Annotated in this window: 23 protein-coding genes; 12 read left to right on the forward strand and 11 right to left on the reverse strand. The window is 70.7% G+C overall.

Features of this window, described 5'->3' with window-relative positions; genetic code table 11:
• Positions 1-24: 24 nt before the first annotated feature.
• Entirely contained in the window at positions 25-1203 is a 1179-nt protein-coding gene (locus HP445_RS12085) for a hypothetical protein (protein WP_128780219.1), read from the forward strand.
• A 102-nt stretch (positions 1204-1305) separates the two neighbouring features.
• On the opposite strand, the gene HP445_RS12090 is transcribed toward HP445_RS12085, so the two are convergent.
• The 4 genes from HP445_RS12090 to HP445_RS12105 form a co-directional block, all read right to left on the reverse strand.
• Entirely contained in the window at positions 1306-2646 is a 1341-nt protein-coding gene (locus HP445_RS12090; protein ID WP_128780220.1) for an ABC transporter substrate-binding protein, read from the reverse strand.
• A gap of 62 nt (positions 2647-2708) precedes the next feature.
• A complete protein-coding gene (locus HP445_RS12095) occupies positions 2709-3659 on the reverse strand; it encodes a carbohydrate ABC transporter permease (RefSeq protein ID WP_217499912.1) in 951 nt (316 codons plus the stop codon).
• The gene (locus HP445_RS12100) at positions 3656-4570 is read right to left on the reverse strand and encodes a carbohydrate ABC transporter permease (protein WP_027467229.1); all 915 of its coding nucleotides are present in this window, start codon (positions 4568-4570) and stop codon (positions 3656-3658) included. The genes HP445_RS12095 and HP445_RS12100 overlap by 4 nt, the downstream gene beginning before the upstream one ends.
• Complete coding sequence (locus HP445_RS12105; RefSeq protein WP_128780221.1) at positions 4567-6600, reverse strand: beta-galactosidase; 2034 nt, start codon at positions 6598-6600, stop codon at positions 4567-4569. Before HP445_RS12105 ends, HP445_RS12100 begins: the two co-directional genes overlap by 4 nt.
• A gap of 216 nt (positions 6601-6816) precedes the next feature.
• Here HP445_RS12105 and HP445_RS12110 point away from each other — a divergent pair, with 216 nt between their 5' ends.
• Entirely contained in the window at positions 6817-7839 is a 1023-nt protein-coding gene (locus HP445_RS12110) for a LacI family DNA-binding transcriptional regulator (RefSeq protein ID WP_071251736.1), read from the forward strand.
• An 85-nt stretch (positions 7840-7924) separates the two neighbouring features.
• On the opposite strand, the gene HP445_RS12115 is transcribed toward HP445_RS12110, so the two are convergent.
• Both HP445_RS12115 and HP445_RS12120 read right to left on the reverse strand, forming a co-directional pair.
• Complete coding sequence (locus HP445_RS12115) at positions 7925-8281, reverse strand: VOC family protein (RefSeq protein WP_027467232.1); 357 nt, start codon at positions 8279-8281, stop codon at positions 7925-7927.
• 85 nt (positions 8282-8366) lie between these two features.
• Positions 8367-8981 carry a GNAT family N-acetyltransferase gene (locus tag HP445_RS12120; protein ID WP_128780222.1) on the reverse strand — a complete coding sequence of 205 codons (615 nt, stop codon included), beginning with the start codon at positions 8979-8981 and terminating at the stop codon, positions 8367-8369.
• A gap of 88 nt (positions 8982-9069) precedes the next feature.
• Between HP445_RS12120 and HP445_RS12125 the strand changes: the two genes are divergently transcribed.
• From HP445_RS12125 to HP445_RS12135, 3 genes are all read left to right on the forward strand, one after another.
• Positions 9070-9702, forward strand: coding sequence for a TetR family transcriptional regulator (locus HP445_RS12125; protein WP_164941147.1), 633 nt, complete (start codon positions 9070-9072; stop codon positions 9700-9702).
• A gap of 78 nt (positions 9703-9780) precedes the next feature.
• Positions 9781-10242, forward strand: a complete 462-nt coding sequence (locus HP445_RS12130; RefSeq protein ID WP_128780224.1) for a DUF4383 domain-containing protein — start codon at positions 9781-9783, stop codon at positions 10240-10242.
• Between the two features lie 200 nt (positions 10243-10442).
• Positions 10443-11264, forward strand: a complete 822-nt coding sequence (locus HP445_RS12135) for an aldo/keto reductase (protein WP_128780225.1) — start codon at positions 10443-10445, stop codon at positions 11262-11264.
• Positions 11265-11659: 395 nt separating this feature from the next.
• Here the strand turns inward: HP445_RS12135 and HP445_RS12140 are convergent, their stop codons facing one another.
• The 4 genes from HP445_RS12140 to HP445_RS12155 all read right to left on the reverse strand — a co-directional run bounded on the left by HP445_RS12140 (position 11660) and on the right by HP445_RS12155 (position 14514).
• Positions 11660-12070, reverse strand: coding sequence for a GNAT family N-acetyltransferase (locus tag HP445_RS12140; protein WP_128780226.1), 411 nt, complete (start codon positions 12068-12070; stop codon positions 11660-11662).
• A 189-nt stretch (positions 12071-12259) separates the two neighbouring features.
• Positions 12260-12736, reverse strand: a complete 477-nt coding sequence (locus HP445_RS12145; RefSeq protein ID WP_128780227.1) for a DUF4411 family protein — start codon at positions 12734-12736, stop codon at positions 12260-12262.
• Positions 12733-13827 (reverse strand): helix-turn-helix domain-containing protein, encoded by a 1095-nt coding sequence (locus HP445_RS12150; RefSeq protein ID WP_164941148.1) that lies wholly within the window; start codon positions 13825-13827, stop codon positions 12733-12735. The genes HP445_RS12145 and HP445_RS12150 overlap by 4 nt, the downstream gene beginning before the upstream one ends.
• Before the next feature lie 315 nt (positions 13828-14142).
• Complete coding sequence (locus HP445_RS12155; protein ID WP_128780229.1) at positions 14143-14514, reverse strand: hypothetical protein; 372 nt, start codon at positions 14512-14514, stop codon at positions 14143-14145.
• 182 nt (positions 14515-14696) lie between these two features.
• On the opposite strand from HP445_RS12155, the gene msrA reads away from it, so the two are divergent.
• The gene (gene msrA / locus HP445_RS12160) at positions 14697-15218 is read left to right on the forward strand and encodes a peptide-methionine (S)-S-oxide reductase MsrA (protein ID WP_111024046.1); all 522 of its coding nucleotides are present in this window, start codon (positions 14697-14699) and stop codon (positions 15216-15218) included.
• An 18-nt stretch (positions 15219-15236) separates the two neighbouring features.
• On the opposite strand, the gene HP445_RS12165 is transcribed toward msrA, so the two are convergent.
• Positions 15237-15596 (reverse strand): UBP-type zinc finger domain-containing protein, encoded by a 360-nt coding sequence (locus HP445_RS12165; protein ID WP_071404761.1) that lies wholly within the window; start codon positions 15594-15596, stop codon positions 15237-15239.
• Positions 15597-15773: 177 nt separating this feature from the next.
• Between HP445_RS12165 and ppk2 the strand changes: the two genes are divergently transcribed.
• The 6 genes from ppk2 (at position 15774) to HP445_RS12195 (ending at position 25426) form a co-directional block, all read left to right on the forward strand.
• Entirely contained in the window at positions 15774-16682 is a 909-nt protein-coding gene (gene ppk2, locus HP445_RS12170) for a polyphosphate kinase 2 (RefSeq protein ID WP_027467245.1), read from the forward strand.
• A gap of 158 nt (positions 16683-16840) precedes the next feature.
• Positions 16841-18469 (forward strand): APC family permease, encoded by a 1629-nt coding sequence (locus tag HP445_RS12175; RefSeq protein WP_128780230.1) that lies wholly within the window; start codon positions 16841-16843, stop codon positions 18467-18469.
• Positions 18470-18484: 15 nt separating this feature from the next.
• Positions 18485-19324: an urea amidolyase associated protein UAAP1 gene (locus HP445_RS12180; protein WP_128780231.1), complete on the forward strand. Its 840-nt coding sequence runs from the start codon at positions 18485-18487 to the stop codon at positions 19322-19324.
• A complete protein-coding gene (locus tag HP445_RS12185; protein WP_128780232.1) occupies positions 19324-20028 on the forward strand; it encodes an urea amidolyase associated protein UAAP2 in 705 nt (234 codons plus the stop codon). The genes HP445_RS12180 and HP445_RS12185 overlap by 1 nt, the downstream gene beginning before the upstream one ends.
• Positions 20025-23726: an urea carboxylase gene (gene uca / locus HP445_RS12190; protein WP_372496368.1), complete on the forward strand. Its 3702-nt coding sequence runs from the start codon at positions 20025-20027 to the stop codon at positions 23724-23726. Before HP445_RS12185 ends, uca begins: the two co-directional genes overlap by 4 nt.
• Entirely contained in the window at positions 23723-25426 is a 1704-nt protein-coding gene (locus HP445_RS12195; protein ID WP_128780233.1) for an allophanate hydrolase, read from the forward strand. The genes uca and HP445_RS12195 overlap by 4 nt, the downstream gene beginning before the upstream one ends.
• Positions 25427-25446: the final 20 nt, after the last annotated feature.

Genomic DNA, 25446 nt, shown 5'->3' on the forward strand with positions numbered 1-25446 from the left:
ATGAGAATCAATACAGTGAGCGATATGACGAACACGAAGACGCTCCGGGCCGCGTGGCCCGCCGCCCTGCTCGGCGCGGCCGCCCTGGCCCTGACCGGGTGCGCCACGAACACCGACGCCGGGTCCGACACCACTGCGACCCCGAAGGCCGACGGGACCCGCATCACCCTGACCTACGACGGCGGCCTGCTCGTCCTCGACCAGGACCTGCAGGTGGTGGCCGACGACGCGATCGACGGCTTCACCCGGGTCAACCCCGCCGGCGACGGACGCCACGTGCTCGTCACCGTGCCCGAGGGCTTCCGGGTCCTCGACACCCAGGCCGAGCCCGCCCTGACCGACGCGGTGTTCCCCGCCGACACCGGCGGCCACGCGGTCGTCCACGGTGACCGCACCGCTCTGTTCGCCGACGGCACCGGGGACGTGACGACGTTCGACCACACCGAACTCGACGGTGCCGACCTGCCCGAGGTCGAGACGACGAAGTCCGAGGCCGCCCACCACGGCGTCGCGATCGAGCTCGAGGACGGCACGCTCCTGACGACCATCGGCACCGAGGAGAGCCGCTCCGGCGTGCGCGCCCTGGACGCCGACGGCACGGAGATCACCCGGTCCGAGGAGTGCCCGGACGTGCACGGCGAGGGTGCGGTGCGAGGTGAGGTCGCGGTGTTCGGCTGCACCGACGGCGCCCTGGTCTACCAGGACGGCGCGTTCGAGAAGATCGACGCCCCGACCGAGTACGGCCGCACCGGCAACCTGTTCACCACCGAGGACTCGTCCGTCGCGGTCGGCGACTACAACGACGACCCCGACAGCGAGGGCTACCTGCTCAACCAGCTCGCCCTGATCGACGCGGCCTCGGGGAAGTACACGGTCGCGGACATGCCCGACGACGTCGGCTTCACCTTCCGTGACCTGGGCCGTGGCCCCGGCGACGAGGCCGTGGTGCTCGGCTCCGACGGCGCGCTGCACACCTTCGACGAGACGACCGGCGAGCAGCTCGAGTCGTACCCGGTGATCGACCCGTGGGAGGGCCCGGCCGAGTGGCAGGACGCCCACCCCGCACTGAAGGTCGACGGCGACGTCGCCTACGTCACCGACCCCGCCGAGCGGAAGGTCCACGCGGTCGACCTGACCACCGGCAAGGTCATCGCCTCCAGCGACGAGCTGCCGGGCGTGCCCAACGAGATCGCGGTCGCGTAGGGCTGGAAACGACCCGAGACGGACAGGAGGCCCGTGGCGATCCCGCCACGGGCCTCCTGTCCGTCGTCAACGCGTGGACCGCGCGACGTCAGCCGCCGTCCGTCAGCCCTTGACCGGGATCGACTGCGCCTTGAGCGCCGCGATGGTCTTGGACTGCCCGGCCTCGAGCGCCTCGCTCAGGGTGCCCGAGCCGGACGCCGCCTGCCCGAAGCCATCGGACACGTCCGAGTAGGTCTGCGTCATCGTCGGACCCCAGGTGAAGGGCTGGATGTCCTTCGCCGCGGTCGCGAACTCCTCGTAGATCTTCTGGCCACCGTAGAAGTCGAGCCCCTCGGTCAGGGCCGGCAGGTCGGCGCCGGTGGTCGAGGCCGGGTACAGGTTGGCCTCCTTGTTCAGTGCGGAGAGCGCCTCGGTCGAGGTGTTCAGCCAGACCAGGAACTTCGACGCCTCGGCCGGGTGCTTGCTGCCCGCGAAGACGACGTTCGACGAACCGCCCCAGGCGGCCGACTTGGTCTCGCCGGACTTCCACTGCGGCATCGGAGCGACGGCCCACTTGCCCGAGGTCGACGGAGCACCGCTCGAGATGGTGTTCGCACCCCAGACCGCGGAGACCCAGGTCCAGTCCTTGCCGTTGTCGTAGGCGTTGTTCCACTGGTCGGTGAAGCTCGGCAGGGTGTTGACGAGCTTCTTGTCGATCAGGTCCTGCCAGTAGTCGGCGACCTTCTTCGACGCGGCGTCGTCCAGGTTGACCTTCCAGTCCTGGCCCGAGTTCTCGAACCACTGGCCACCGGCCTGCGAGACGAGCCCGGCGAACTGGTTGACGTCACCCTTGGCGAAGTTGGTGATGTTGCCGCCGAGCTTCTTGATCTTCACGGCGTCCTCGGCGTACTCCTCCCACGTCTTCGGGGCGTCGAGGCCGGCCTTCTCGAACAGGTCCTTGCGGTAGTACAGCGCCATCGGACCGGAGTCCTGCGGCACGGCGTAGACCGACTTCCCTTCGCCGAAGGTGACCTGGTTCCACAGGCCGTCGGAGAAGTCCTTCTTCGCGTCGCTGATGCCGGCGCACGCGCCGATGTCCTCGAGGCCGCCCTGCACGCGGAACGCCGGCAGCGTGTCGTACTCGACCTGGCCGATGTCCGGCGCCTGCTTGGCCTTCAGCTGGTTGAAGAAGTTCTGGTAGGTGCCGCTGTTGCCGTTCGCGACGATCGAGACCTTGACCTGGATGTCCGGGTTGGCCTTGTTCCAGATCGCGACGACCTTGTCCATGTTCGGCACCCAGGTCGTGAAGTCGAGGGTGACCTTGCCGTCCGAGGGCTTGCAGCTCGCGGCCGCGGTGTCGGATCCACCGCCGCCGCTGCTGCTGCCACCGGTGCTGCAGCCGGCGAGGGCCACGGTGGCGGCCACGGCGATCGCGGCGACGCTGAGGAACTTCGTTGTCTTCATGCTGTTTCCGTTCGGATGTGGTGTGGGGAGAGCTGGTGCGGGAAGGGGTGCGGGTCGAGGGGCTACTTCAGGCCGCCGGAACCCAGGCCGGAGCGCCAGAAGCGCTGCAGGCTCAGGAAGGCGATGAGCAGCGGGATGATCGAGACGAACGACCCGATGAGCACGAGGGTGCGCAGGTCCGGGTACTGGTTCACGCTCGAGTTCCACGTGTAGAGGCCGAGGGTGACGGGGAACAGCGACGAGTCGCGGAGCATCACGAGCGGCAGGAAGAAGTTGTTCCACACGGCGACGAACTGGAACAGGAAGATCGTCACGAGCGCGGGCGACATGAGCCGCACGGCCACGGTGAAGAACGTCCGGACCTCGCCGGAGCCGTCGATGCGGGCCGCTTCGACGATCTCGTCCGGCACGCTCGACGCCGCGAACAGCCGCGACAGGTAGACGCCGAACGGGCTGACGATGCTCGGCAGGAACACCGACCAGAACGTGTCGGTCAGGTCGACCTGGCTGAAGATGAGGAACAGCGGCAGGGCCAGGGCGGTCGCCGGCACGAGCACGCCGCCGAGGAACACGTTGAACAGCACCTCGCGGCCGCGGAACCGGTACTTGGCCAGGGCGTACCCGCACATCGCGGAGAGCACGGTGCCGAGCAGCCCGGCGACCCCGGCGTAGGCGATGCTGTTCAGCAGCCAGCGCAGGTAGATGCCGTCCTGCCGCGTGAACAGCTCGACGAGGTTGCCGAAGAAGTCCTGCACCGAGGTGGCACTGAACCACAGGGAGAACGTCGAGTTGAAGTTCGCGGCGGTCTTGGTGGACGAGACCAGCAGCCAGAAGATCGGCAGCAGGAAGTAGAGGGTGAAGACCCCCATCACGATCATCGCGGCGCTGCGCGAGATGACGCTCTCACGGGGACCGCGCGCTCCGCGCTGGTGCGGACGGGAGGCCCGGTTCGGCTCGAGCGGTCGGCCGACGTCGCGGACGAGGTCACCTTGGGACGGGGCGTTGACGGTCATTCGGCGGCCTTCCGCTGGGTCAGTCGGAGGAACCCGATCGACAGGACGAACGTGGCGACGGCGAGGACGACCGAGAACGCCGCGGCGAGGTTGAAGTTCGGCACCGAGGAGGTCGAGTAGACGAGCATGTTCGGCGTGAACGTCGACGAGATGGTCGAGGTGAACTGGCGGAACACGGTCGGCTCGGTCAGCAGCTGCAGGGTGCCGATGACGGAGAACACCGCGGTGAGGACGATGGCCGGTACGACGAGCGGGATCTTGATCGACAGGGCGATCCGGAGCTGGGACGCACCGTCGAGCTTCGCCGCCTCGTACACCTCGGCGGGGATCGCGAGCAGCGACGAGTAGATGATGAGCATGTTGTAGCCGACGTAGACCCAGGTCACGACGTTGGCGACGGCCCACAGCACGGTGCTGCCGCCGAGCAGGTCGACCCGCGAGGTCACCGCGGAGAACGGCGACAGGTCGGGGGCGTAGAGGTAGCCCCACATGATCGCGGCGATGACGCCGGGCACCGCGTACGGCGCGAAGAACGCCAGGCGGAAGAACCGCTTGCCGCGCAGCAGCGGGGAGTCGAGCAGCAGGGCGAACAGCAGCGCGAGCCCGAGCATCACCGGCACCTGCACGACACCGAACAGCAGCACGCGGAGCACGGAGCTCCAGAACTCGCCGTCCTGGAACACCAGGGCGTACTGGCTCAGACCGCCGAAGACCTGCGTCGGGGCGCCGAACGTGCCCTGCCGCTCGATCTTCTGCAGCGACTCCCACACGGCGTAGAGGATGGGGACCAGGTAGAACGCCGTGAACAGGACGGCGAACGGCAGGACGAAGATCGCGATGGCGCGGCGGTAGCGGAACCCGCCGCCCCGGCGTCGTCGGGTCGCGCTGGGCGACTGTGCGGTGGTGGTCATGAGCGGTTCCTGTCGGTGCGGATGATCTGGGTCCCGCCGGGGGCGATGGCGGTGGTCCCGGTGACGGGGCGGTCGGCGACGAGCTCGTGGCCGGCCTCGTGGTGCTCCACGGTGCGGTCGGAGTGGTTCAGCAGGAAGACCCACTCGTGGGTGTCGTCCCGGCGACGCACGACCTCGAGTCCGGGGCGGACGGCGGGGTCGGCGCGCACCCCGGCCTCGTCGAGGACGCGGTGGACGAAGCCGCCCAGCGCACCGGCGTCGAGCACCGTCGACGTGTACCAGGCGGTCCCGGCGCCGTGCTCGTTGCGGGTGACGGCCGGGCGGCCGGCGAGCGAGCCCTCGGCGTAGTCGACGACGCTCGTCGCACCGCGCAGCTCGACCGGCTCCGACCAGACGCTGCCGGTCGTGCCGTCGGACAGCGCGATCGTGGCGTCGGCAGCGAGCGGGAGGAATTCGTCCACGCGCACGCCGAGCAGGTCACGGAAGGCGCCCGGGTAGCCGCCGGTGCGGACGCGGTCGCGCTCGTCGACGATGCCGCTGAAGCAGCTGACGATCGCGTGCCCGCCGCCGGCGACGTGGTCGGCGATGACGGCCGCGTGCTCGTCGCGCACCAGGTACAGCTCGGGGACGACGACGAGCGCGTACCCGTCGAGCGGTGCCCCGGGGGCGACGACGTCGACGGTCACGCCGAGGTCCCAGAGCGCGGCGTGGAAGGCGTGGACCTGCTCCAGGTAGCGGAGCGCGGTGCTGGGGTGGGCCTCCAGGTCGGCCGCCCACTGGTTCTCCCAGCTGAACACGAGCGCGACGTCGGCGACCACGCGTGACCCGCGCAGTTCGCCGAGCCGCTCGACCAGGGTGCCGAGCGCGACCACGTCGTGCCAGGTCCCCGACTCGGTGCCGGCGTGCGGCAGCAGCGCGGAGTGGAACTTCTCGCTGCCCTGCACGGACGCGCGCCACTGGAAGAAGCAGACCCCGTCGGCGCCGCGGGCGATGTGCGCCGCGGTGTTCCGGAGCATCTCCCCCGGGGCCTTCGCGACGTTGTGCGGCTGCCAGTTGACGGCACCCGTCGAGTGCTCCATGAGCAGCCAGGGGGCGCCGCCGGCCAGGCCACGCGTGGTGTCGGCGGCGAAGGCGAGCTCGACGTGCGGCCGGGGTAGGCGGTGGTCGAGGTAGTGGTCGTTCGCGATGACGTCCATGTCGCCGGCCCACGACCAGTAGTCGAGCGCCGTGATGTGCGCGGCGACCATGAAGTTCGTCGTGACGGGCTTGTCGCTCAGCTCGCGCAGGACGGCGGCCTCGGCGCGGTGGTGGCCGAGGAGCTCGTCGGACGAGAACCGGTCGAAGTCGATGGTCTGCGCCGGGTTCGTGAACGACAGCGTCGCGCGGGGCGGCAGCACCTGCTCCCACGCGGAGTACCGCTGGCTCCAGAACGAGGTGCCCCAGGCGGCGTTGAGTGCGTCGACCGTGCCGTACCGGGCCTGCAGCCAGCCGCGGAACGCCTGGGCGGAGACGTCGCAGTAGCAGTGTGCGTTGTGGCAGCCGAGCTCGTTCGACACGTGCCAGAGCCGCACGGCGGGGTGGTCGCCGTAGCGCTCGGCGGTGGCGCGGACCAGGGCGAGGGCGTGCTCGCGGTAGATCGGCGAGCTCGGGCAGAACGCCTGGCGGCCACCGGGCCAGCGGGTGGTGCCGTCGGCGACGACGGGCAGGACCTCGGGGTACCGGGTGGTGAGCCACGGCGGGGTCGATGCGGTGCCGGTGCCGAGGTCGACCCCGATGCCCGCGCCGTGCAGCAGCTCGATGACGGTGTCGAGCGCGGCGAAGTCGTACTCGCCCTGGCGGGGTTCGACGTGCGACCAGCCGAAGACGTTGATCGCGACGAGGTTCACGCCGGCCTCACGCATGAGCCGGACGTCCTCGACCCACACCTCGGGGTCCCACTGCTCGGGGTTGTAGTCGCACCCGAACGCGAGGCCCGTCGAGCCGAGGCCGAGCGCGCCGGTGGCGGTCGTCGGCAGGGTGGTGGTCGTCACGGGGATCCTCGCTGATCGGAGCGACCCCGGCCGCCTCGGTCGCGTGCGACCCCTTCGACGGCGAAGGCCACCCAGTGTTCTGGGAGCGCTCCCAGTCCGCACCGGCCGATCGGGGCCGGATGTTTCTGGGAGCGCTCCCAGATCAAACACCAGCGGCTGGACCCTGTCAACTGCGAGGCGTTCCGAGGGCTCCTCAGCGGCGGATATGGTTGCCCCATGTCCGAGGTCCGATCCGCTCGTCAGCGCGCCACGATCCAGGACGTCGCCGACGAAGCGGGGATGTCGCGCGGCACCGTCTCACGCGTGCTCAACGACGAGCCGTACGTGTCCCCGAAGGCGCGCGAGGCCGTGCAGGACGCCGTCCGACGCGTCGGCTACGTGCGCAGCGCCGCCGCCCGCAGCCTGGTCACTCGGCGTTCCGGGGCGATCGCGCTCATCGTCCACGAACCCTCGGTCGTGGTGCTCGACGACCCCAACATCGGCAACATCCTGATCGGCACGAACGCCGTCCTGTCCGACGCCGACCAGCAGCTCGTCACGATCATGGTCGACTCCGCCCGCGACAGCGAGCGCGTGGTCGAGTACCTGCGCGGCGGGTTCGTCGACGGCGCCATCGTGCTGTCCGCCCGCGACGGCGACCCGATCACCGGCGCGATCGAGGAGATCGGCATGCCCGCGTGCTTCGTCGGGCACCCGTCCGACGCCGCGAACATCTCGTACATCGGCATCGACAATCGCGCCGCCGCCGAGCAGATCACCCGACGGCTGGTCGACACCGGTCGACGCCGGATCGGGATGCTGGCGTCGGGGCTCGACCGCGACTCCGGGCAGGACCGCCTGGCGGGGTTCACCGCGGCACTCGGCGAGCGCTTCGACCCCGACCTCGTCGCCCGGAACCCCCTGTTCAGCTACACCGCCGGCGCCGAGGGCATGCGCGAGCTGCTCGAGCGAGCCCCGGACATCGACGGGGTGTTCGCCGCGTCGGACGCGGTCGCCGCCGGTGCGATGGACGTCCTGCAGCGCAGCGGCCGGAGCGTGCCGTCGGACGTCGGTGTGGTCGGGTTCGACGACAGCGCCTGGGCACTGCGGTGCGACCCGCAGCTGTCGACGGTGCGGCAGCCGGCGCGCCTGCTTGGCGAGCAGGCGGCACACCAGGTCCTCGAGCAGATCGGCGGCACGGACGACGGTCCACGTGGTCTGCTGTTGCCGACGGAGGTCGTCTGGCGCGGGTCCGCGTAGCCGGCCGCAGGACGGACTGGAGGCCCGTGGCGGCGTCGCCACGGGCCTCCCGTCCGTCCGTGGGTGCGTCCTGCACCCGGCCGGGTCAGCCCTGCGGCGGCGAGTAGAGCTGCAGGTCGTTGCCCTCGCTGTCCTTGAAGGGGATGATCTTGCCCCACGGGTGCTCGCTGATCTCGCCCTGGATGTCCGCGCCGCGCTCCTTGAGCGCGGCGACCTCGTCCTCGATGCTGCCGTCCGGCTGGAACGACACGACGGCGCCGCCGTCGCTCGCCTGGCTGGCGGACTCGCGCCCGTTCAGGCCGATCATCAGGCCGCCGGCGTCGATCTCGCTCCAGTCGTCGGACTGGTCCTTGACGGTGAGACCGAGCGTGTCGCGGTAGAACGCGACGGCGCGCTCCATGTCGCTGACCGGGACCCAGACTGCTGCGACTCCACTTGCCATGGTGTTTCCTCTCGTCGTGGTGTGCCATGGACGGTAGGCAGCGCTCGTGCACGCCGGTACAGGGTCGGTGTCCCCCGGCGTCGGGTCAGCCGGCGGCCGGACGCCACATGCTGATCGGGGTCGCCGCGCGGAACCCCGCGATCGGCGCGCCGTCCGCGAACCCGTGCCGTCGGTACAGCCGGCGGTTCACCGGGGTGGAGGACTCCAGGTACGCGCCGTCCGACGTCCGGTCCGCGCGCTCGAGTGCGTGGCCGAGCAGCAGTCCGCCGATGCCCCGACCACGTGCTGACGCCGACACCCCGATCTCGGCGAGGTACCAGTGCGGGGTGACCGGTCGGGCGCGCTCCATGCGGCGCAAGTGGGCCACCGCGCGGAGCGCCCCGCCGAGCCCCAGGGTCCGGAGGAACGCCGGCACCTGCCGCACGAAGGCCCGGACGCCACCGGGCTGCCGACCGGGTGCCTGCCAGAAGGCGGCACCGACCACGCGGTCACCGATCGCGGCGACGTCCACCCGACGTGCGGGCATCGGCACCGACCGGATGAGCGCGGCGAACAGCCCGGTCAGCACGGCGGAGCGGTCCTCACCGGATCGCGGCGGCCGGAACTCGGCGAGCACCGGATCGTCGGCGAAGGCCTCGGCGAGGACGGCCGCGGCCGCCTCGAGCTCGGCGGGTCCTGCTGCTCGGACGACGGTCTCCATGCTGACTCCTCGGGTGCTCGTTGATTTGGCCACGTGGCCGACTTCATCTTCACGGTCGGTCCTGCACGCGCCCCGTACGCTTCCTGTGATGACCGAGGACCAGCAGTCGCGCGGGTACCGCAGCCGACAGGACCGCCGTGCGGAGCTGCTCGACGCCGCGGCCCTGGTCGTGCGGGACGACGGCCTGCGCGGCCTCACCACCCGGGCCGTCGCCGCCCGAGCCGGCGTCGCCCACGGTGTCGTGCACTACGTCTTCGGTGCGCGGCGCAACCTGGTCGTCGCGCTGCTCGAACGGCAGGCACGTGCGGTCCTGCCGCCGGTGCTCGCGGCCGCCGACGAGCACGACGACCTCGCCTCCGCGCTCGAGGCGGGGATATCCGCGTACCTCGACCTCGTGCGGCGCGAACCCGAGCGGTTCCGGGTGCTCGAAGCCCTCAGCGCGACGGCCCTCGCCCCGGACGGCGACGGGGACCTGCTCGACGCCGAACGAAGGCTCTGGCGCGACGGCGTGGTCGCCGGGATCGAGCGCTGGACCGCGCGGCACGGGGCGACGCCGTCCGAGCCGGTGCCCGTCGTGGCCGATGCCGTGATCACCCTGGTGGACGGACTCGCCCGCGCCGCGTGGAGCGATCCGGACGGCACCGCGACCGCCCGATCGCGGGCGTTGCTGGTGCGCGGATTGACCACCGCGGTGACCGCCGCCGTGATCGCTGAGCACTGACCTGCAAACCGACCGGGGAAGCGCTCCGAATGTCATGTGTGCCGCACACTGCGGCGCGTACAGAAAAGAGGGCTGATCATGACCAGCAGCGCAGCAACCGCACGCACCACCTCCGGTTCGACGTGGACCCAGCGGGGCGCGTTCGTCTTCGGTGTCGTCTTCCTGATCGTCGGCATCGCCGGGTTCATCCCCGGACTCACCATGGACATGGGCTCGATGTCCATGGCCGGCCACGGCTCCATGGCCCTGCTCCTGGGCCTGTTCCAGGTGTCCGTCCTGCACAACATCGTGCACCTGCTCTTCGGCGTCGTCGGGCTGCTCGCCGCCCGCCGTGCAGCCTCCGCACGCCTGTACCTCGTCGCCGGCGGCATCGTCTACGCGGTGCTCTTCGTCTACGGGCTCTTCACCGCGGGCATGGCCGGTGGCGCGAACTTCGTGCCGCTGAACAGCGCGGACAACGTGCTGCACGCCTTCCTGGCCGTCGCGATGATCGTGCTCGGCTTCGTCCTGCCGCGGATCGGCACGCGCACCGCGCGCTGAACCACAGCACATGACGGACGGGAGGCCCGTGGCGACACCGCCACGGGCCTCCCGTCCGTCGCTGGCCCCCTTCGCGCCCCCTGGCAGGCATCGCGCCCCTGTGAGTCGGGGCGCGATGCCCGAACAGGGGCGCGACGCGCGGCGGCACCGCGTTCCGCACCGTGACCGTGGCTGAACCCGACCGGCGTACTGTCCGCTGCATGCCCGCACTCATCGACACGTTCACCATGTCCAACGGTCTGCACATCCCGAAGATCGGCTTCGGCACCTGGCAGATCCCGTCCGGCTCCGACGCGTACGACGCCACGAAGACCGCCCTCGACCTCGGCTACCGCCACATCGACACCGCCCTGGCCTACGGCAACGAGGCGAGCGTCGGCGAGGCCGTCCGCGACAGCGGCATCCCCCGCGACGAACTCTTCATCACCACGAAGCTGCCGGCCGAGATCAAGACGGCTTCGGGCGCCCGCGACGCCTTCGAGGAGTCGAGCCGCAACCTCGACCTCGGACACGTCGACCTGTACCTGATCCACGCGCCGTGGCCCTGGAGCGACATGGGCTCCGACCACCGAGACGGCAACGTCGAGGTGTGGAAGGTCTTCGAGGAGCTCTACGACGCCGGCCGCACCAAGAGCATCGGAGTCTCGAACTTCGCCGTCGCCGACCTCGAGGACCTGCTCGGCCGCACGGACGTCGTCCCGCACGCCAACCAGATCCGCTGGTTCATCGGCAACACCCAGGACGAGACGACCGCCTTCGACCGCGAGCACGACATCCTGACCGAGGGCTACTCCCCGCTCGCCACCGGAGGCCTGCTCGAGAACGAGCAGATCGCCGAGATCGCGGCGAAGTACGACAAGACCGTCGCCCAGGTCGCGATCCGGTACCTGCTCGAGAAGGACGTCCTGCCGCTGCCGAAGTCCACCACCCCGTCGCGCATCGCCGAGAACGCCGACGTCGACTTCGTGCTCGCCGCCGAGGACGTAGCCGCGCTCGACGCGCTCGAGGACACCGCGAGCTGACGCGACCCGACCCCGGACGGGAGGCGCGGTGCCAGCTGGCACCGCGCCTCCGGTCGGTACACGGCCGAGTCACGGGCGAGGCTCAGCCACCGTCCGGACGCACCGTGATCTCGGCTACGGAGTTCCGGTCCTCGTGCTCGAGGTTGTCGTCGGGGGCGTCCGTGACCGTCGCAGCGGTGCCGGGGTCGAGAAGGATGTTGGCGCGGGTTCCTTGGCCTTCGTCGCCCGGGGTGGCGTGTAGCGTTTGGCGCCCCTTCACCGGGCATTTTAGCGGGACAGGTATACGGGAATACCCCTGGTCAGGCGGCAGTAGGCAACGGAAGGCGTCGAAGGTCACAATTGGGGTGTAGCGGTGAAGCACCGGCTACCGGGCGGCTGTGTCCTCGCCTGCTCGACTACATCAAGAACTCGGTCGCTGCTTCGACCCCTTCAGTCATCAGGCTCCAGCTCGGCCGAGCGAAGTCCTCCCGCCTCAAGCGCACCCTGACCTCGTCAACGACCTCATCGGCGCGAGTCTGGGCACGAGTGACACCGTTGACCTCGTAACCGAGCTTCGCGGACACCCGAAGGGATGGCTCGTTCCAAGCGACTGCGCTCGACTCCGCCCACTCAGCTCCCAAATGGTCGAACGAGAACAGCAGCAGCGCCGCCCGCATCTCAGTCCCGAGCCCGTGGCCCTGATGCGCGAGGGCAAGCCATGAGCCGCTCTCGACGGTCCTTCGAGCTGCGAAGCGGCGAGCGTGCAGCTCCTGAACCCCGACCGGCGTCCCCTCGTGGAGCACGGTTGCTGCGGCACGCTTCAGCATCCGGGCTCGACCGGATCATCGCGGTTGCCCACGTCGAGAACGCTGCGTCGCGCCGAGTCTGTCTGCGTCTCGGGCTGACGAGCCAGGGACGGACGACTCGTTACTACGACGCGGAATACGAGTTGTTCGAATCGGGCTCGCTTCGCACTGACCGATCCTCAACCGGGACCGCACACGGTCCAACAAGGATCACCCGTTAGAGGAAAACTGCCATCCTTCAGCGCGAGCGAGCGCGAAGAAGTTCAACGTGTCGACCTGATGTTCGGTGGCGACGTTGGGGATCTTCTGGTTGTGATCTTGAACGTTGTCGCCAGCGCGGCGTTCCTCGGTGACGATCGTTCGGCCCCCAGCCGCCGCGTGTGCGATCAGCCATGGATCGGCAGCGTTGGCAGTGCCTTGCACCCAGCCGGGGTGCGCAGTGCTGATCGCGTCAACGATCGGAATTTCCTCAGCTGTGATCTCGCAGACGAACCCGGTCTCGTTCTTCGCCCAGCTGTGCAGCTGGTCGCCGCCGCGGGCAAGTTCGTCGAGGACTTCCCGACAGATGCACGCGTGCCGGGCGTCGATGAGCGCTTCAAGTTCAGCCCAGGGGCCGGGGAAGATGTCGCGCGGGTAGTGCCGGTTGAGCAGGATGAGGATGTTCGTGTCGAGGGTGTAGTCGGTCACTGGCTACCTCGTCGTTGGTACTCCTGCTCGAGCTTCTCGACCGTGGGGATCTTCGCGCCGAGCATGTAGCTGGCCTCGAGGTAGTCAACGCGGTTCTGATGCAGGGCTCGCATCACCCGGCCGACATAGGTCGGACCGAGGTCGCGGTATCGCAGCGTCGCGTACGGCGGGTGGCCGTCGGCGGCGCTGAGCTGGTCGCGTTCGCGCTGCCAAACGTCATCGGACTCCTGCCGCACCTGTTCCAGGTCCACCGTCTCGATCAGCTGCAGGCTATGCAGGCGGATCGCGGCCGCGAGCGTGCTCACCCCGTACGTGCTGACGACCTGGCGCACCATGTCGGCCCGACCGCCGCGCGTGACGCGGCGGCGCACGTCCGAGGCGGGCATCAGGACCTCGGCTGCAAACGCATTACAGAGGGACTCTTCGCGGCCGTCTTCTTGCTCGACACACACACCGCTGGACCGGTTGCTGAGGTGGCCTAGCTCGTGGAACAGGGTGAAGATCTTCCCGTTCGCGGCGTCGGCGCCGTTGACGAGGATGATCGGGTACTGCTCGTGAAACACGGACAGCCCCCGGTAGGTGCTGCGCGGCACACCGGTGCTCTGGAACACCAGCACCCCAAGCGTCTCGAGAGCCTCCCTCCACCGGTTGAACCCCTCCCCCGGCGTCCGCGGTTTGCCGTCCGGGAGGACGGCGAGCAGCTGCCGCCGGAGCGCGGCTGCGGCAGCAGCGAGGGTGCGGCGTTCGAACGGCTCGAGTCGGAGCTGCGCAGCGGGCGGACCGTCGAGTTCGAGGGTGGTGTCGCGGTACTGCTCGGCACGTTTAGTCTCGCGCCGCACCACGCTTGGGACGGTGCCGGCGGTTGCGCCGCGGAAGTCGACCACGGCGGGCACCCCGGTAGACGCCGGCGGGTCGGTGAGGAAAAACGCGATCGTGCGTTCGAGATGGTGCGCCACCTTCCGCAGCTGCGGAAGGGTAGGAGCGACGTCACCGGCCTCCCACTGCTCCACCTGCGTCGGCTTCACGGCAGCGCTCCGGGCGAGCTCTTCGGCGCTGATACCCATCGCGGTGCGGGCCCACTCGAGGGTCACCCCACGTATGGGCACGCGCACGCTCATGTCAACTCCGGAGGGATTCTGTGTGGGTCGATCCTGCCATGACACTAGCGACCACGACTGTCGACGGTAGGGATGAGCTGCGGAGGGAGTCCAGCACACAAGTGGATAGGACAATCTTCCCGCGAATGACGTGTCCGAAAGCCGATCGGCTATCGGGCACCGAGACCAGCGCTCCTGTGTCCGTCTACGACGCCATCCACCCCGCAGTCGGCCCTGTCTCGAAACCGATCTGGAGTGAACGGCATCAGGTCCTCGGGAGCGTGTGGCGGCGAGTTCGCTTGACGACGGTCATCGGATCGACAGATCGATCGCGACGACACCGAGCACGAAGATCAGGACGATGACCACGAGGCCGATCGTGGGTATCAGCACCTGTCGCCGCACCGTGGGAGCACCAGACGCCCCGATGACCCAGGTCGTGATCGCGACGACGAGTGCGAGGAGCGGCACGAGGAACTGCGCGGTCTCCCCGACGGCGTACGAACACCGCATCGTCTCGTCGGAGCCACACGGCGTGTACTGCAGCTGCGCGGCGAGCATCCCCGGCAGCGAGCCGATCGCCACGAAGACCTCGAGGAAGACGAGGAAACAGAACGCGAGTCCGAGCAGCCACCAACCACGTGGACGGCGCTGGACTTCGTCGATGGATGACCGCTTCATGTGAGGCTGACCGTACCGCAGGGGTGACACGGAGCACGGACTCGTAGGGTCGAGTCGTACCGACCGCACACCCGGGTGGGTCCTTGCCCCACAGCGGACCTGACGACGGGAACAGATCGTCCCTGTTGCCGGTTGCACCACACGGTGTCGCAGCCAGTGACACGAGAGCCCAGGAGGCCACCATGACCACCACCGAGACCGCCATCCTCGCCGGCGGATGCTTCTGGGGAGCGCAGCAGCTCCTCCGTCGTCGTCCCGGCATCGTCAGCACCCGCGTCGGCTACTCCGGCGGCGACGTGCCGAACGCGACGTACCGCAACCACGGCGACCACGCCGAGTCGGTCGAGATCGTCTTCGACCCGTCCCAGATCTCGTACCGGGACCTGCTGGAGTTCTTCTTCCAGATCCACGACCCGTCGACGAAGGACCGCCAGGGCAACGACATCGGTCGCAGCTACCGTTCGGCGATCTTCTACACGACCGACGAGCAGAAGCAGGTCGCCCTCGACACCATCGCGGACGTCGACGCGTCAGGCATCTGGCCCGGCAAGGTCGTCACCGAGGTCACCGCGGCCGGCCCGTTCTGGGAGGCCGAGGACGAGCACCAGGACTACCTCGAGAAGAACCCGCACGGCTACACCTGCCACTTCGTGCGTCCGGGCTGGAAGCTCCCGCACCGCGACGAGGCGACCGCGGCCGTCTGACCTGACGACCGCTGCGGATCAGCGCGATCCGCCGAGCAGTTCCAACCAGTCCCCGGGAAGGCGATCCGCCGGCCCGGGGACTGCCTGCGTCACGGGGTGGCTGGTGGGCGCTGCGAGCTCGAGCCCCTCGGAGCGGGTGTCGTCGCGGTAGTCCCAGGCCCAGGTCTCGCCGGGCTCGTAGCTCTGGATGACCGCGTGCCCTGTCTCCTCCCAGTGCCGCGTCGCGTGCGTGTTGAGCGAGTCGTCGCAGCAGCCGACGTGGCCGCACGCCGCGCAGCGGCGCAGGTGCACCCACCACGAACCGGTCGCGTCGCACTCGACGCACCCGTCTCCGCTCGGTGCGATCTCGGGGTGGATCATCTCGGCCTGGTCCGTCATGGCCCCATCATGCCTGTGAAGGGCCACATGCGGTCGGGAGGCACGGGGCGGGCCCGCACCGCGCCTCCAGGCCGTCATCGGGTCGCGTCCAGGGCGAGGCGTGGGGCGGTCGTGCGGGTGGCCGGGCCAGGATGGCCCTGGGGCCGACAGCCGATCGGCTCGCAGAGGGAGGACACCGTGGACACAGCGCCGTACTCGCAGCCGTTGCGGGAGTACATCGAACAGCTGCGGACCGAGGGGTACAGCGTCGCGGACGGTCAGACGGCCGACCCGGAGCTGATCGACCCGCACGGCAACCCGGTGCTCACCTGGCAGGACGACTACCCGTACTCGGAGCGCCTGCCGCGGGACGAGTACGAGTACCAGAAGTACCTGCTGCAGATCGAGCTGCTGAAGTGCCAGTACTGGCTCGAGGACACCGGCCAGAAGGTCGTGGTGCTCTTCGAGGGGCGTGACGCCGCAGGCAAGGGCGGCACGATCAAGCGGTTCACGGAGCACCTCAACCCCCGGACCTCGCGGGTCGTCGCGCTGAGCAAGCCGACCGAGCGCGAGCGTGGTGAGTGGTACTTCCAGCGGTACGTGCAGCACCTGCCGGCCGCCGGTGAGATGGTCCTGTTCGACCGCTCCTGGTACAACCGTGCCGGCGTCGAACGGGTGATGGGGTTCTGCAGCGACGACGAGTACGAGTCGTTCATGACCCAGGTGCCGCAGTTCGAGCGGATGCTGGTCGACTCCGGCATCCACCTGACGAAGTTCTGGTTCTCGGTGACCCGGCGCGAGCAGCGGACCCGGTTCGCGATGCGCCAGCTCGACCCGGTGCGGCGGTGGAAGCTGTCCGACATCGACCTGCTGTCACTCGACCGGTGGGAGGACTACACCGAGGCGAAGACGGCGATGTTCACCCGGACGAGCAAGCGCTACGCGCCGTGGACGATCGTGCGGTCGAACGACAAGAAGCGCGCGCGCCTGAACGCGATGCGGTACTTCCTGACGCAGTTCGACTACCCGGACAAGGCCGCCGACGTCATCGGCAAGCCGGACCCGCTCATCGTCCGCCGCGGCAAGCGGGACGTCGACGTCGAGTGATCCCCCGCCGCTGATCCGCCCGCCGACTCGGAACGTTTACACGCCGGGGCCTGCCGTCACGCACTCGAAACAGACGGGCAACGGCGCCGACACAGGGCCGCAAGACACTTGTCGCACTACCTGTCACCCGACAGGTACTCCGCGAAAGGTCTGCAGTCATGCGTTCTCCGCAAGCACCGCTCCACGCACCGCGCGCCACGTCCGACGTCGACACCCAGGGGCTCGCCCGCCTCGGCTACGAGCAGGAACTCCACCGCGGAGTCGGCTCGTTCTCCTCCTTCGCGGCGGGCTTCTCCTTCGTCTCGATCCTCACCACGGTCTTCCAGCTGTTCGGACTCGGCTTCGGGCTGGGCGGTGCTGCGTTCTTCTGGGCGTGGCCGCTCGTCTTCGGCGGCCAGCTGCTCGTCGCGCTGAACTTCGCGCAGCTCGCGGCCCGCTGGCCCATCTCCGGCGCGATCTTCCAGTGGTCGAGCCGCCTGGCCGGAGCCCGGTTCGGGTGGTTCACCGGCTGGACGATGATCATCGGCCAGATCCTCACCGTCGCGGTGGCGGCCATCGCCGTGCAGGCCGTGCTCCCCGCGATCTGGGACGGGTTCCAGGTCGTCGGCGGTCCGGGCGCGGACCCGTCCGTCGCGTCGCCGACCGGTGCCGCGAACGCGGTGGTCCTCGGGCTGGTGATGCTCGCCGTGACGACGATCGTGAACATCACGAGCGTCCGGCTGATGGCCCGCGTGACGAGCTTCGGCGTGCTCATCGAGATCATCGGCGTGGTCGTGCTCATCGGCGCCCTGTTCCTGCTGCCGGACCGCAGCGCGTCCGTGGTGTTCACGACCGCCGGGTCGACGAGCACCGAGCCGTACGTGTGGGCGTTCCTGGCGTCCTCGCTGATGGCCGCGTACGTGATGGTCGGCTTCGACTCGGCCGGTGAGCTCGCCGAGGAGACCCACAACCCGCGCCGGACCACCCCGAAGACGATCGTCCGGGCACTCACGGTCTCCGGCCTCGGCGGCGGGCTGCTCATCATCGGCGCCCTCGTCGCCGCCCCGAGCCTGACCGACGGCAAGCTCGCCACGCAGGGGCTCGCCTGGGTGATCACCTCGACCCTCGGCGACGTCTTCGGCCGGCTCCTGCTCTGCACCGTCGCCGTCGCCGTCTTCGCCTGCACCCTCGCCGTGCAGACCGCCGGCGCCCGGATGGTCTACTCGATGGCCCGCGAGAAGGCGCTGCCCTTCCACCGCACCCTCGCCCGGGTCTCGCCCCGCACCGGCACCCCGATCGCCGCGTCGATCGTCGTCGGGGTCGGCGCCGGGCTGGCCCTCGCCGTCAACATCGGGCAGTCCGCGATCTTCACCGCCCTGTCGAGCCTGTGCATCGCGATGCTCTACCTGGCCTACCTCGGGGTCACCGGGCCGCTGCTGGTCCAGCGGATCAAGCTCCGTCGCACGGGGCTGCCGACCGGGGTGGACGAGGACGGCAAGCCGCTGTTCACCCTCGGTCGCTGGGGCATCCCGCTCAACGCCCTGGCCGTGGCGTTCCAGATCGGCATGGCGATCAACCTCATCTGGCCCCGGCCGGAGATCTACGACCTGACCGGCACCTCGTGGTGGCTGCAGTACAGCGCCCTGCTCTTCATCGGCGGCGTGCTGCTCGTCGGCTGGGCGTGGTCGAGCTGGCGGCACCGCACCCACGGGCCGATCACCCTGGCCGAGGTCCCCACCACCGCGGCGGTGCCCGTCCCCGCAGCCGCGACTGCGGCGAGCCCGACCGCCGCCTCCGTCGAAGCCTGATCCGGAAGGAACCCCATGCGCGACCTCCACCAGACCGACAGCGTGCTCGCCTCCCGGTCCGACGCACGTGCCCAGGCCGGCTCGCAGTCCGAGTACATGCCGTACCTGCCGGCGTCGTCGTCACCGTTTGCCCCCGAGGGCGTCGACCCCGCTCAGCTCGTCTGGGCCGAGACGGTGGCGCCGGGCGGGTACACGCACAAGGTGCTGGCCCGCGGGTCACGGCTGCGGTTCGACGACCCGACGGGTCAGGCCTGCGCCAACGTCCTGGTGTTCAACGCGCTCGGACCGTGGGAGCGGCTCAACGTCGCCGACACCCAGAAGATCCCGTGGCAGGCGTACCTGGGCCAGGGTTCGCCGCTGCTGAGCGGGGACGGCCGGGCGCTGGCGACCGTGCTCGAGGACACCTCGGGGCACCACGACGCGTTCTGCGGCACCTCGACCGACGCCTGGAACGAGCGGAAGTACGGCGACGCGGCACCCGAGGGGCGCACCCCGAGCGGTCGGTCGCTGTTCGCGAAGGCCGCCGCGAAGCACGGGCTCACCAAGCGGGACCTGCCGCCGAGCATCTCGTTCTTCCAGGGCGTGCGGATCGACGCCGAGGGGGCGATGACCTTCACCGGTTCGGCGGGCGCGGGCACCCACGTCACGCTCGTCGCCGAGCTGCCGCTGCTCGTGCTGGTCGCGAACGTCGCGCACCCGATCGACCCGCGCCCGGACTACCTGGTCGGACCACTGCAGGTGCACGCCTGGCGCGGGGCCCCGACGACCGCGGCCGACGAGTGGTTCACCGCGACGCCGGAGCTCACCCGCGCCTACCTGAACTCGATCGACCACGCGGAAGCCCGAGGCCTGTGATGACCGGTACGACGACCCACACCCCCACCTCCACCGTCCCGGTGGGGGCCGTCCACGACCCGGACGTCGCCCTCGACTGGAGCGAGTCCCTGGTGCCGGGCACCGTGGTCCGCGACGACCGGGTCGCCCCGCTCGCGCCGTGGTCCGCCGTGGTCCGCGCCGGCGAGGTGCTCACCATCGTCGACGTCGGCGGCAACCAGAGCGCCGACTGCCTGCTCTACGACGCCCACGACCCCGACGAGCGGTACAGCGTGCCGGACACCCTCGCCGCACAGGGCAACGCGTACGTCCGCACCGGCACCGTCCTGATGTCGAACGAGGGCCACCCGCTGATGACCGTCGTCGCGAACGAGATCGACCGCCAGGACACCATCGGCGGCGCGTGCTCGAAGGAGTCGAACACCCTGCGGTACGGGCACCACACCCAGTACCAGCACGGCTGCCGCGAGAACTTCCTGGCCGAGGCCGGCCGCCACGGACTCGGTGCCCGCGACATCGTGTCGAACCTCAACTGGTTCATGAACGTGCCGGTCGAGGCCGACGGCGCCCTCGGGATCGTCGACGGCATGAGCGCCCCCGGCAAGCGGGTCGCGATCCGTGCCAAGCGGGACGTGCTCGTCGTCGTCTCGAACTGCCCGCAGATGAACAACCCCTGCAACGACTTCTCCTGCACACCGCTGCGCATGATCGTGGTCCAGCCGTGACCGCCGCGCCCGACCCCACCGGGACCGCCACCGTGAACCAGCCCCCTGCCCTCAGCACGGACACCGTCCTCGTCGCGAACCGCGGTGAGATCGCCCGTCGCATCATCCGCTCCGCGAAGGCGCTCGGCATGCGCACCGTCGCCGTCTACTCGGACGCCGACCGCGCGGCACCCCACGTCCGCGAGGCCGACACCGCCGTCCGGCTCGGTCCCGCACCCGCCCGCGACTCGTACCTGCGCATCGACGCGGTGGTGCAGGCCGCGAAGGACACCGGCGCCGGACTCGTGCACCCCGGCTACGGGTTCCTGTCCGAGAACACCGACTTCGCCCAGGCCTGCGAGGACGCCGGCATCCGGTTCGTCGGGCCGACCGCCGACCAGATCGTCCGGTTCGGCGCGAAACACACCGCCCGCGAGCTGGCCGCCGCCGCAGGGGTCCCGATGCTCGCCGGCACCGGGCTGCTCGCCAGCGTCGACGACGCCGTGGCCGAGGCCGAGCGCATCGGGCTGCCGGTCATGCTCAAGGCCACCGGGGGCGGCGGCGGGATCGGCATGCAGGCGTGCTCCACCCTCGACGAGGTCCGCGAGGCCTACACGAGCGTCGTCCGCCTGGCGACCGCGAACTTCGGGTCGGCCGGCATCTTCCTCGAGCGACTCGTGCGGCCGGCCCGGCACGTCGAGGTCCAGCTCTTCGGCGACGGCGAGGGCCGCGTCGCGGTGATCGGCGACCGCGACTGCTCCCTGCAGCGCCGCAACCAGAAGGTCATCGAGGAAGCCCCGGCACCGGCGCTCCCCGAGCACGTCCGCGCCGAGCTGCACGCGTCCGCCCGCCGCCTGGCCGAGAGCGTCGGGTACCGCAGCGCCGGCACCGTCGAGTTCGTCTACGACCCGGTGCGCGAAGAGGCGTCGTTCCTCGAGGTGAACACCCGCCTGCAGGTCGAGCACCCCGTCACCGAGGAAGTGTTCGGCGTCGACCTCGTCGAGCTCATGCTCCGCCTGGCCCGCGACGGTGCCGCCGGCATCGACCCCGACGTCTTCGACCGCACCTGGACCCCGAACGGCCACGCCGTCGAGGCCCGTGTCTACGCCGAGGACCCGGCGAAGGGCTCGCTGCCCTCGAGCGGCCTCGTCACCCAGGCCGTGTTCCCGAGCGCGACCACGGCATCCGGCGAGCGCACCGGCATCCGCGTCGACGGCTGGGTCGAGACCGGCTCCGAGGTGTCCGCGTTCTACGACCCGATGCTCGCCAAGGTGATCGCCACCGGGGAGGCCCGCGACGACGCCCTCGACCTGCTGCGCGACGGGCTCGCGGCCACCCGCATCGACGGCATCGTCACGAACGCCGGGCTGCTGCGTGCGCTGACCGACGACCTCGAGCTCCGCACCGCCACGCACTCCACCTCGACGCTCGACGCGACCGAGGACCCGGACCCGCGCATCGACGTCGTCGCCCCGGGCACCATGACGATGATCCAGGACCTGCCGGGCCGGGTCGGGTACTGGCAGGTGGGCGTCCCGCCGAGCGGCCCGTTCGACGCGGCGTCCTTCGCCGAGGCGAACCGCGCCGTGGGCAACCCGGACGGTGCCCCCGCGCTCGAGGTCACCGCCACCGGCCCGACGCTCCGGTTCTCGGCCGCCGCGGTGGTCGCGCTCACGGGTGCGCCGGCGCCGGTCACCCTCGACGGCGAACCCGTGGCACTGTGGGAGCCGGTCGAGGTCGGCGCCGGGCAGACCCTGGCGATCGGCACGGCCCCCGGTCCGGGCCTCCGCACCTACCTGGCGGTCCGCGGCGGCTTCGACGTGCCGACCTACCTCGGCTCGACCGCGACCTTCACGCTCGGTGGCTTCGGCGGTCACGCCGGTCGGGCCCTGCTCGCCGGCGACGTCCTGCGCCCGGGCTCCCCGGACTCGGACGCCCCGCACCCGGCGTTCCCGTCCGGGACCCGTCTGGGCCTGGTGGGCGGTCCGACCCCGGCCGACCGCCGCACCGCGCTCACCGACGCGTGGGAGATCGCCGTCACCGAGGGGCCGCACGCCGCACCGGACTTCTTCACCCGGGCCGACCTCGACGTCTTCTACGCCACCGACTACGCCGTGCACCACAACTCGGCGCGCACCGGCATCCGGCTCATCGGGCCGCGTCCGGAGTGGGCGCGGACCGACGGCGGCGAGGCCGGCCTGCACCCGTCGAACATCCACGACACCCCGTACGCCGTCGGTGCGATCGACTTCACCGGGGACACCCCGATCATCCTCGGACCGGACGGGCCGTCGCTCGGCGGCTTCGTCTGCCCCGCCGTGGTCGCCAGCGGCGACCTGTGGAAGCTGGGCCAGCTCCGACCGGGTGACACGATCCGGTTCGTCCCCGTCCGCGAAGCCGACGCCGCCGCGCTCGACGCGCACCGGGCCTCCAGGACGGTGCCGCGCACCGGAGGCGACGGCGACGACGGCGTGATCGCCCGCCTGGACGCGACCGACGTGCGGCCGAGCGTCGCGTACCGACGCGACGGCGACGACAACGTGCTCGTCGAGTACGGCGACATGACCCTCGACATCGCGCTGCGGATGCGCGTGCACGCGCTCATGACGAAGCTGCAGGAGCACACGCCGAAGGGGATCCTCGACATCACGCCCGGCATCCGATCGCTGCAGGTGCACACCGACGCGTCCGTGCTCAAGGCGCGCGACGTGGCGGGGCTGCTCCGCGAGCTCGAGGACGAGATCCCGCCGACCGACCAGCTCGTCGTACCGTCGCGCACCGTCAAGCTGCCGCTGTCGTGGGACGACCCGGCCACCCGCCTGGCGATCGAGCGGTACATGAACGGCGTCCGGAACGACGCCCCGTGGACCCCGTGGAACATCGAGTTCATCCGTCGCATCAACGGGCTGGAGAGCGTCGACGACGTCTTCCGCACCGTGTTCGACGCGAGCTACCTGGTGCTCGGCCTGGGCGACGTGTACCTCGGTGCCCCGGTCGCGACCCCGCTCGACCCCCGGCACCGCCTGGTCACGACGAAGTACAACCCGGCCCGCACCTGGACCGCCGAGAACTCCGTCGGCATCGGCGGCGCGTACCTGTGCATCTACGGCATGGAGGGTCCGGGCGGCTACCAGTTCGTCGGCCGCACCGTGCAGATCTGGAACCGGTTCCGCCGGGGCGGGCTGTTCCAGGAGAACCCGTGGGCGCTGCGGTTCTTCGACCGGATCGAGTGGTACCCGGTCGGTGCCGACGAGCTCCTCGAGCTGCGCGCCGAGACGGACGCCGGACGGGGCTCGTTCGAGACCGTCGAGGGCGAGTTCTCGATCGCGTCGTACAACCGGTTCCTGGCCGACAACGCCGGGTCCATCGCGGACTTCCGGGCGCAGCAGGCGCAGGCGTTCGGCGAGGAGAAGGAGCGGTGGCGGGCATCGGGCGAGTTCGACGTCCGTGACGAGCCGGCCGCCGCGGTGGCCGACGCCGTGACCGTGCCCGAGGGGTCGACCGCCGTGTACGCCCCCTTCACCTCGACCGTGTGGCAGGTGGACGTCCGCCCTGGTGACCGTGTGGACGAGGGGCAGAAGCTGCTGGCCGTGGAGGCGATGAAGATGGAGTCGATGGTGCACGCACCGGTGCCGGGCCACGTGCTCGAGGTGTACATCAAGCCGGGCGACCAGGTCGCGCCGGGCCAGGTCCTCGCCGCGATCGGAGCGGCAGCGTGAGCGGGGCCGTCGCTGCCGCGACCGCCACCACGTCCGCCGCCGCCCGCGTCCGCGACGCCTTCGCGCGCATCGACGCCGTCGACCGCCCCGAGGTCTGGATCACCCTGCGCGACCGCACCGACGTGCTGGCCGAGGCCGAAGCCGTCGACCCGACGCTGCCCCTGGCCGGCCTGCTGTTCGCCGTGAAGGACAACATCGACGTCGCCCGCCTGCCCACCACCGCAGCCGCCCGCTCCTACGCCCACGACCCCGCCGCCGACGCCACCGCCGTCGCCCGGCTCCGCGCCGCCGGTGCCGTCGTCGTCGGCAAGACGAACCTCGACCAGTTCGCCACCGGCCTGGTCGGCACCCGCTCACCGTTCGGCGCGGTCCGGAACGCCTGGGACCCGACGCGGATCTCCGGCGGCTCGTCGAGCGGCTCCGCCACGGTGGTCGCGCTGGGCATCGTGGACTTCGCGCTCGGCACCGACACCGCCGGGTCCGGCCGGGTGCCCGCCGCGCTCGGCAACCTGGTCGGGGTGAAGCCGACGAAGGGGCTCGTGCCGAACACCGGGGTCGTCCCCGCCTGCCGCTCGCAGGACTGCGTCACGGTGTTCGCCCGGTCGCTCGACCTGGCGCGCACGGCGGCCGAGCTGATGGCCGGTCCGGACGGCGTCGACCCGCTCGCGCGGCCCGACCTCGCCCTCGCCGACCTGCCCGCCGTCCCGCGCATCGCGGTGCCGCTGCCGTCGCAGCTCGAGGGGCTCGCACCCGGCTGGGCCGAGGCGTTCGCCGCGGCCGTCGACCGGTTCCGTGCGCTCGGACACCAGGTGGTCGAGGTCGACATCGCACCCCTGCTCGACGCCGCGTCGCTGCTCTACGACGGCGCGTTCGTCGCGGAGCGGTACGCGGCCGTCGGCGCCCACATCGAGGCCCACCGAGACGAGGTCGGTGCCGACCTCGACCCGTCGGTCGCCGCGATCGTGCTCGGTGGCGCACGGCCGACCGCCGCGGAGCTCTTCGCCGACCAGGAACGGCTCGACGCGTTCGGGGCAGCGGGTCGCGCCGCACTCGAGGGCACCACGGCACTGCTCACCCCGACGACGACGTGGCACCCGACGCTCGAGCAGGTCGCGGCCGACCCGATCGGCGCGAACAGCCGGATGGGTCGGTACACGAACTTCGCGAACCTGCTCGACATGGCCTCGCTCGCGGTGCCAGCGGGCTTCGTCGACGGCCTGCCCTTCGGCGTCATGCTCACCGGCCCGGCGTTCAGCGACCGGCGCCTGGCGGCGTTGGCCGCCGCGTTCGCCGCCCCGACCGTCGACCTGCTGGTCGTCGGGGCGCACCTGCGCGGTCAGCCGCTGAACGGACAGCTGGTCGCGTCCGGCGGATCGTTCGTCCGGGAGGCCCGCACCGCGTCCGACTACCGGCTGTACGCCCTCGACACGGTGCCGCCCAAGCCCGGGCTGGTCCGCGTGGGTCCCGTCGCGTCCGGCGCCGCCGCGCCGGGCTCGGGCATCGTCGGGGAGGTCTGGCGTCTGCCCGCCGCCGGCTTCGGCACCTTCGTCGCGGCCCTGCCGGCACCGATGGCGATCGGCACCGTGGCACTCGACGACGACACCGAGGTCACCGGGTTCCTGGTCGAGCCGTTCGCGGTCGAGGGCGCCGAGGACATCACCCACCACGGCGGCTGGCGCGCGTACCGGGAGCAGTCGTGACGGACACCGGCTGTCAGGAT

The sequence above is a fragment of the Curtobacterium flaccumfaciens genome, assembly GCF_013359815.1.
Lineage (GTDB): Bacteria > Actinomycetota > Actinomycetes > Actinomycetales > Microbacteriaceae > Curtobacterium > Curtobacterium flaccumfaciens.

Excerpts from the sequence above, each read along its gene's own strand:
- HP445_RS12085 (WP_128780219.1), top strand. The coding sequence starts at position 25 with ATGACGAACACGAAGACGCTCCGGGCCGCGTGGCCCGCCGCCCTGCTC.
- HP445_RS12090 (WP_128780220.1), bottom strand. The coding sequence starts at position 2,646 with ATGAAGACAACGAAGTTCCTCAGCGTCGCCGCGATCGCCGTGGCCGCC.
- HP445_RS12095 (WP_217499912.1), bottom strand. The coding sequence starts at position 3,659 with ATGACCGTCAACGCCCCGTCCCAAGGTGACCTCGTCCGCGACGTCGGC.
- HP445_RS12100 (WP_027467229.1), bottom strand. The coding sequence starts at position 4,570 with ATGACCACCACCGCACAGTCGCCCAGCGCGACCCGACGACGCCGGGGC.
- HP445_RS12110 (WP_071251736.1), top strand. The coding sequence starts at position 6,817 with ATGTCCGAGGTCCGATCCGCTCGTCAGCGCGCCACGATCCAGGACGTC.
- HP445_RS12115 (WP_027467232.1), bottom strand. The coding sequence starts at position 8,281 with ATGGCAAGTGGAGTCGCAGCAGTCTGGGTCCCGGTCAGCGACATGGAG.
- HP445_RS12120 (WP_128780222.1), bottom strand. The coding sequence starts at position 8,981 with ATGGAGACCGTCGTCCGAGCAGCAGGACCCGCCGAGCTCGAGGCGGCC.
- HP445_RS12125 (WP_164941147.1), top strand. The coding sequence starts at position 9,070 with ATGACCGAGGACCAGCAGTCGCGCGGGTACCGCAGCCGACAGGACCGC.
- HP445_RS12130 (WP_128780224.1), top strand. The coding sequence starts at position 9,781 with ATGACCAGCAGCGCAGCAACCGCACGCACCACCTCCGGTTCGACGTGG.
- HP445_RS12135 (WP_128780225.1), top strand. The coding sequence starts at position 10,443 with ATGCCCGCACTCATCGACACGTTCACCATGTCCAACGGTCTGCACATC.
- HP445_RS12140 (WP_128780226.1), bottom strand. The coding sequence starts at position 12,070 with ATGCTGAAGCGTGCCGCAGCAACCGTGCTCCACGAGGGGACGCCGGTC.
- HP445_RS12155 (WP_128780229.1), bottom strand. The coding sequence starts at position 14,514 with ATGAAGCGGTCATCCATCGACGAAGTCCAGCGCCGTCCACGTGGTTGG.
- msrA (WP_111024046.1), top strand. The coding sequence starts at position 14,697 with ATGACCACCACCGAGACCGCCATCCTCGCCGGCGGATGCTTCTGGGGA.
- HP445_RS12165 (WP_071404761.1), bottom strand. The coding sequence starts at position 15,596 with ATGACGGACCAGGCCGAGATGATCCACCCCGAGATCGCACCGAGCGGA.
- HP445_RS12175 (WP_128780230.1), top strand. The coding sequence starts at position 16,841 with ATGCGTTCTCCGCAAGCACCGCTCCACGCACCGCGCGCCACGTCCGAC.
- HP445_RS12180 (WP_128780231.1), top strand. The coding sequence starts at position 18,485 with ATGCGCGACCTCCACCAGACCGACAGCGTGCTCGCCTCCCGGTCCGAC.
- HP445_RS12185 (WP_128780232.1), top strand. The coding sequence starts at position 19,324 with ATGACCGGTACGACGACCCACACCCCCACCTCCACCGTCCCGGTGGGG.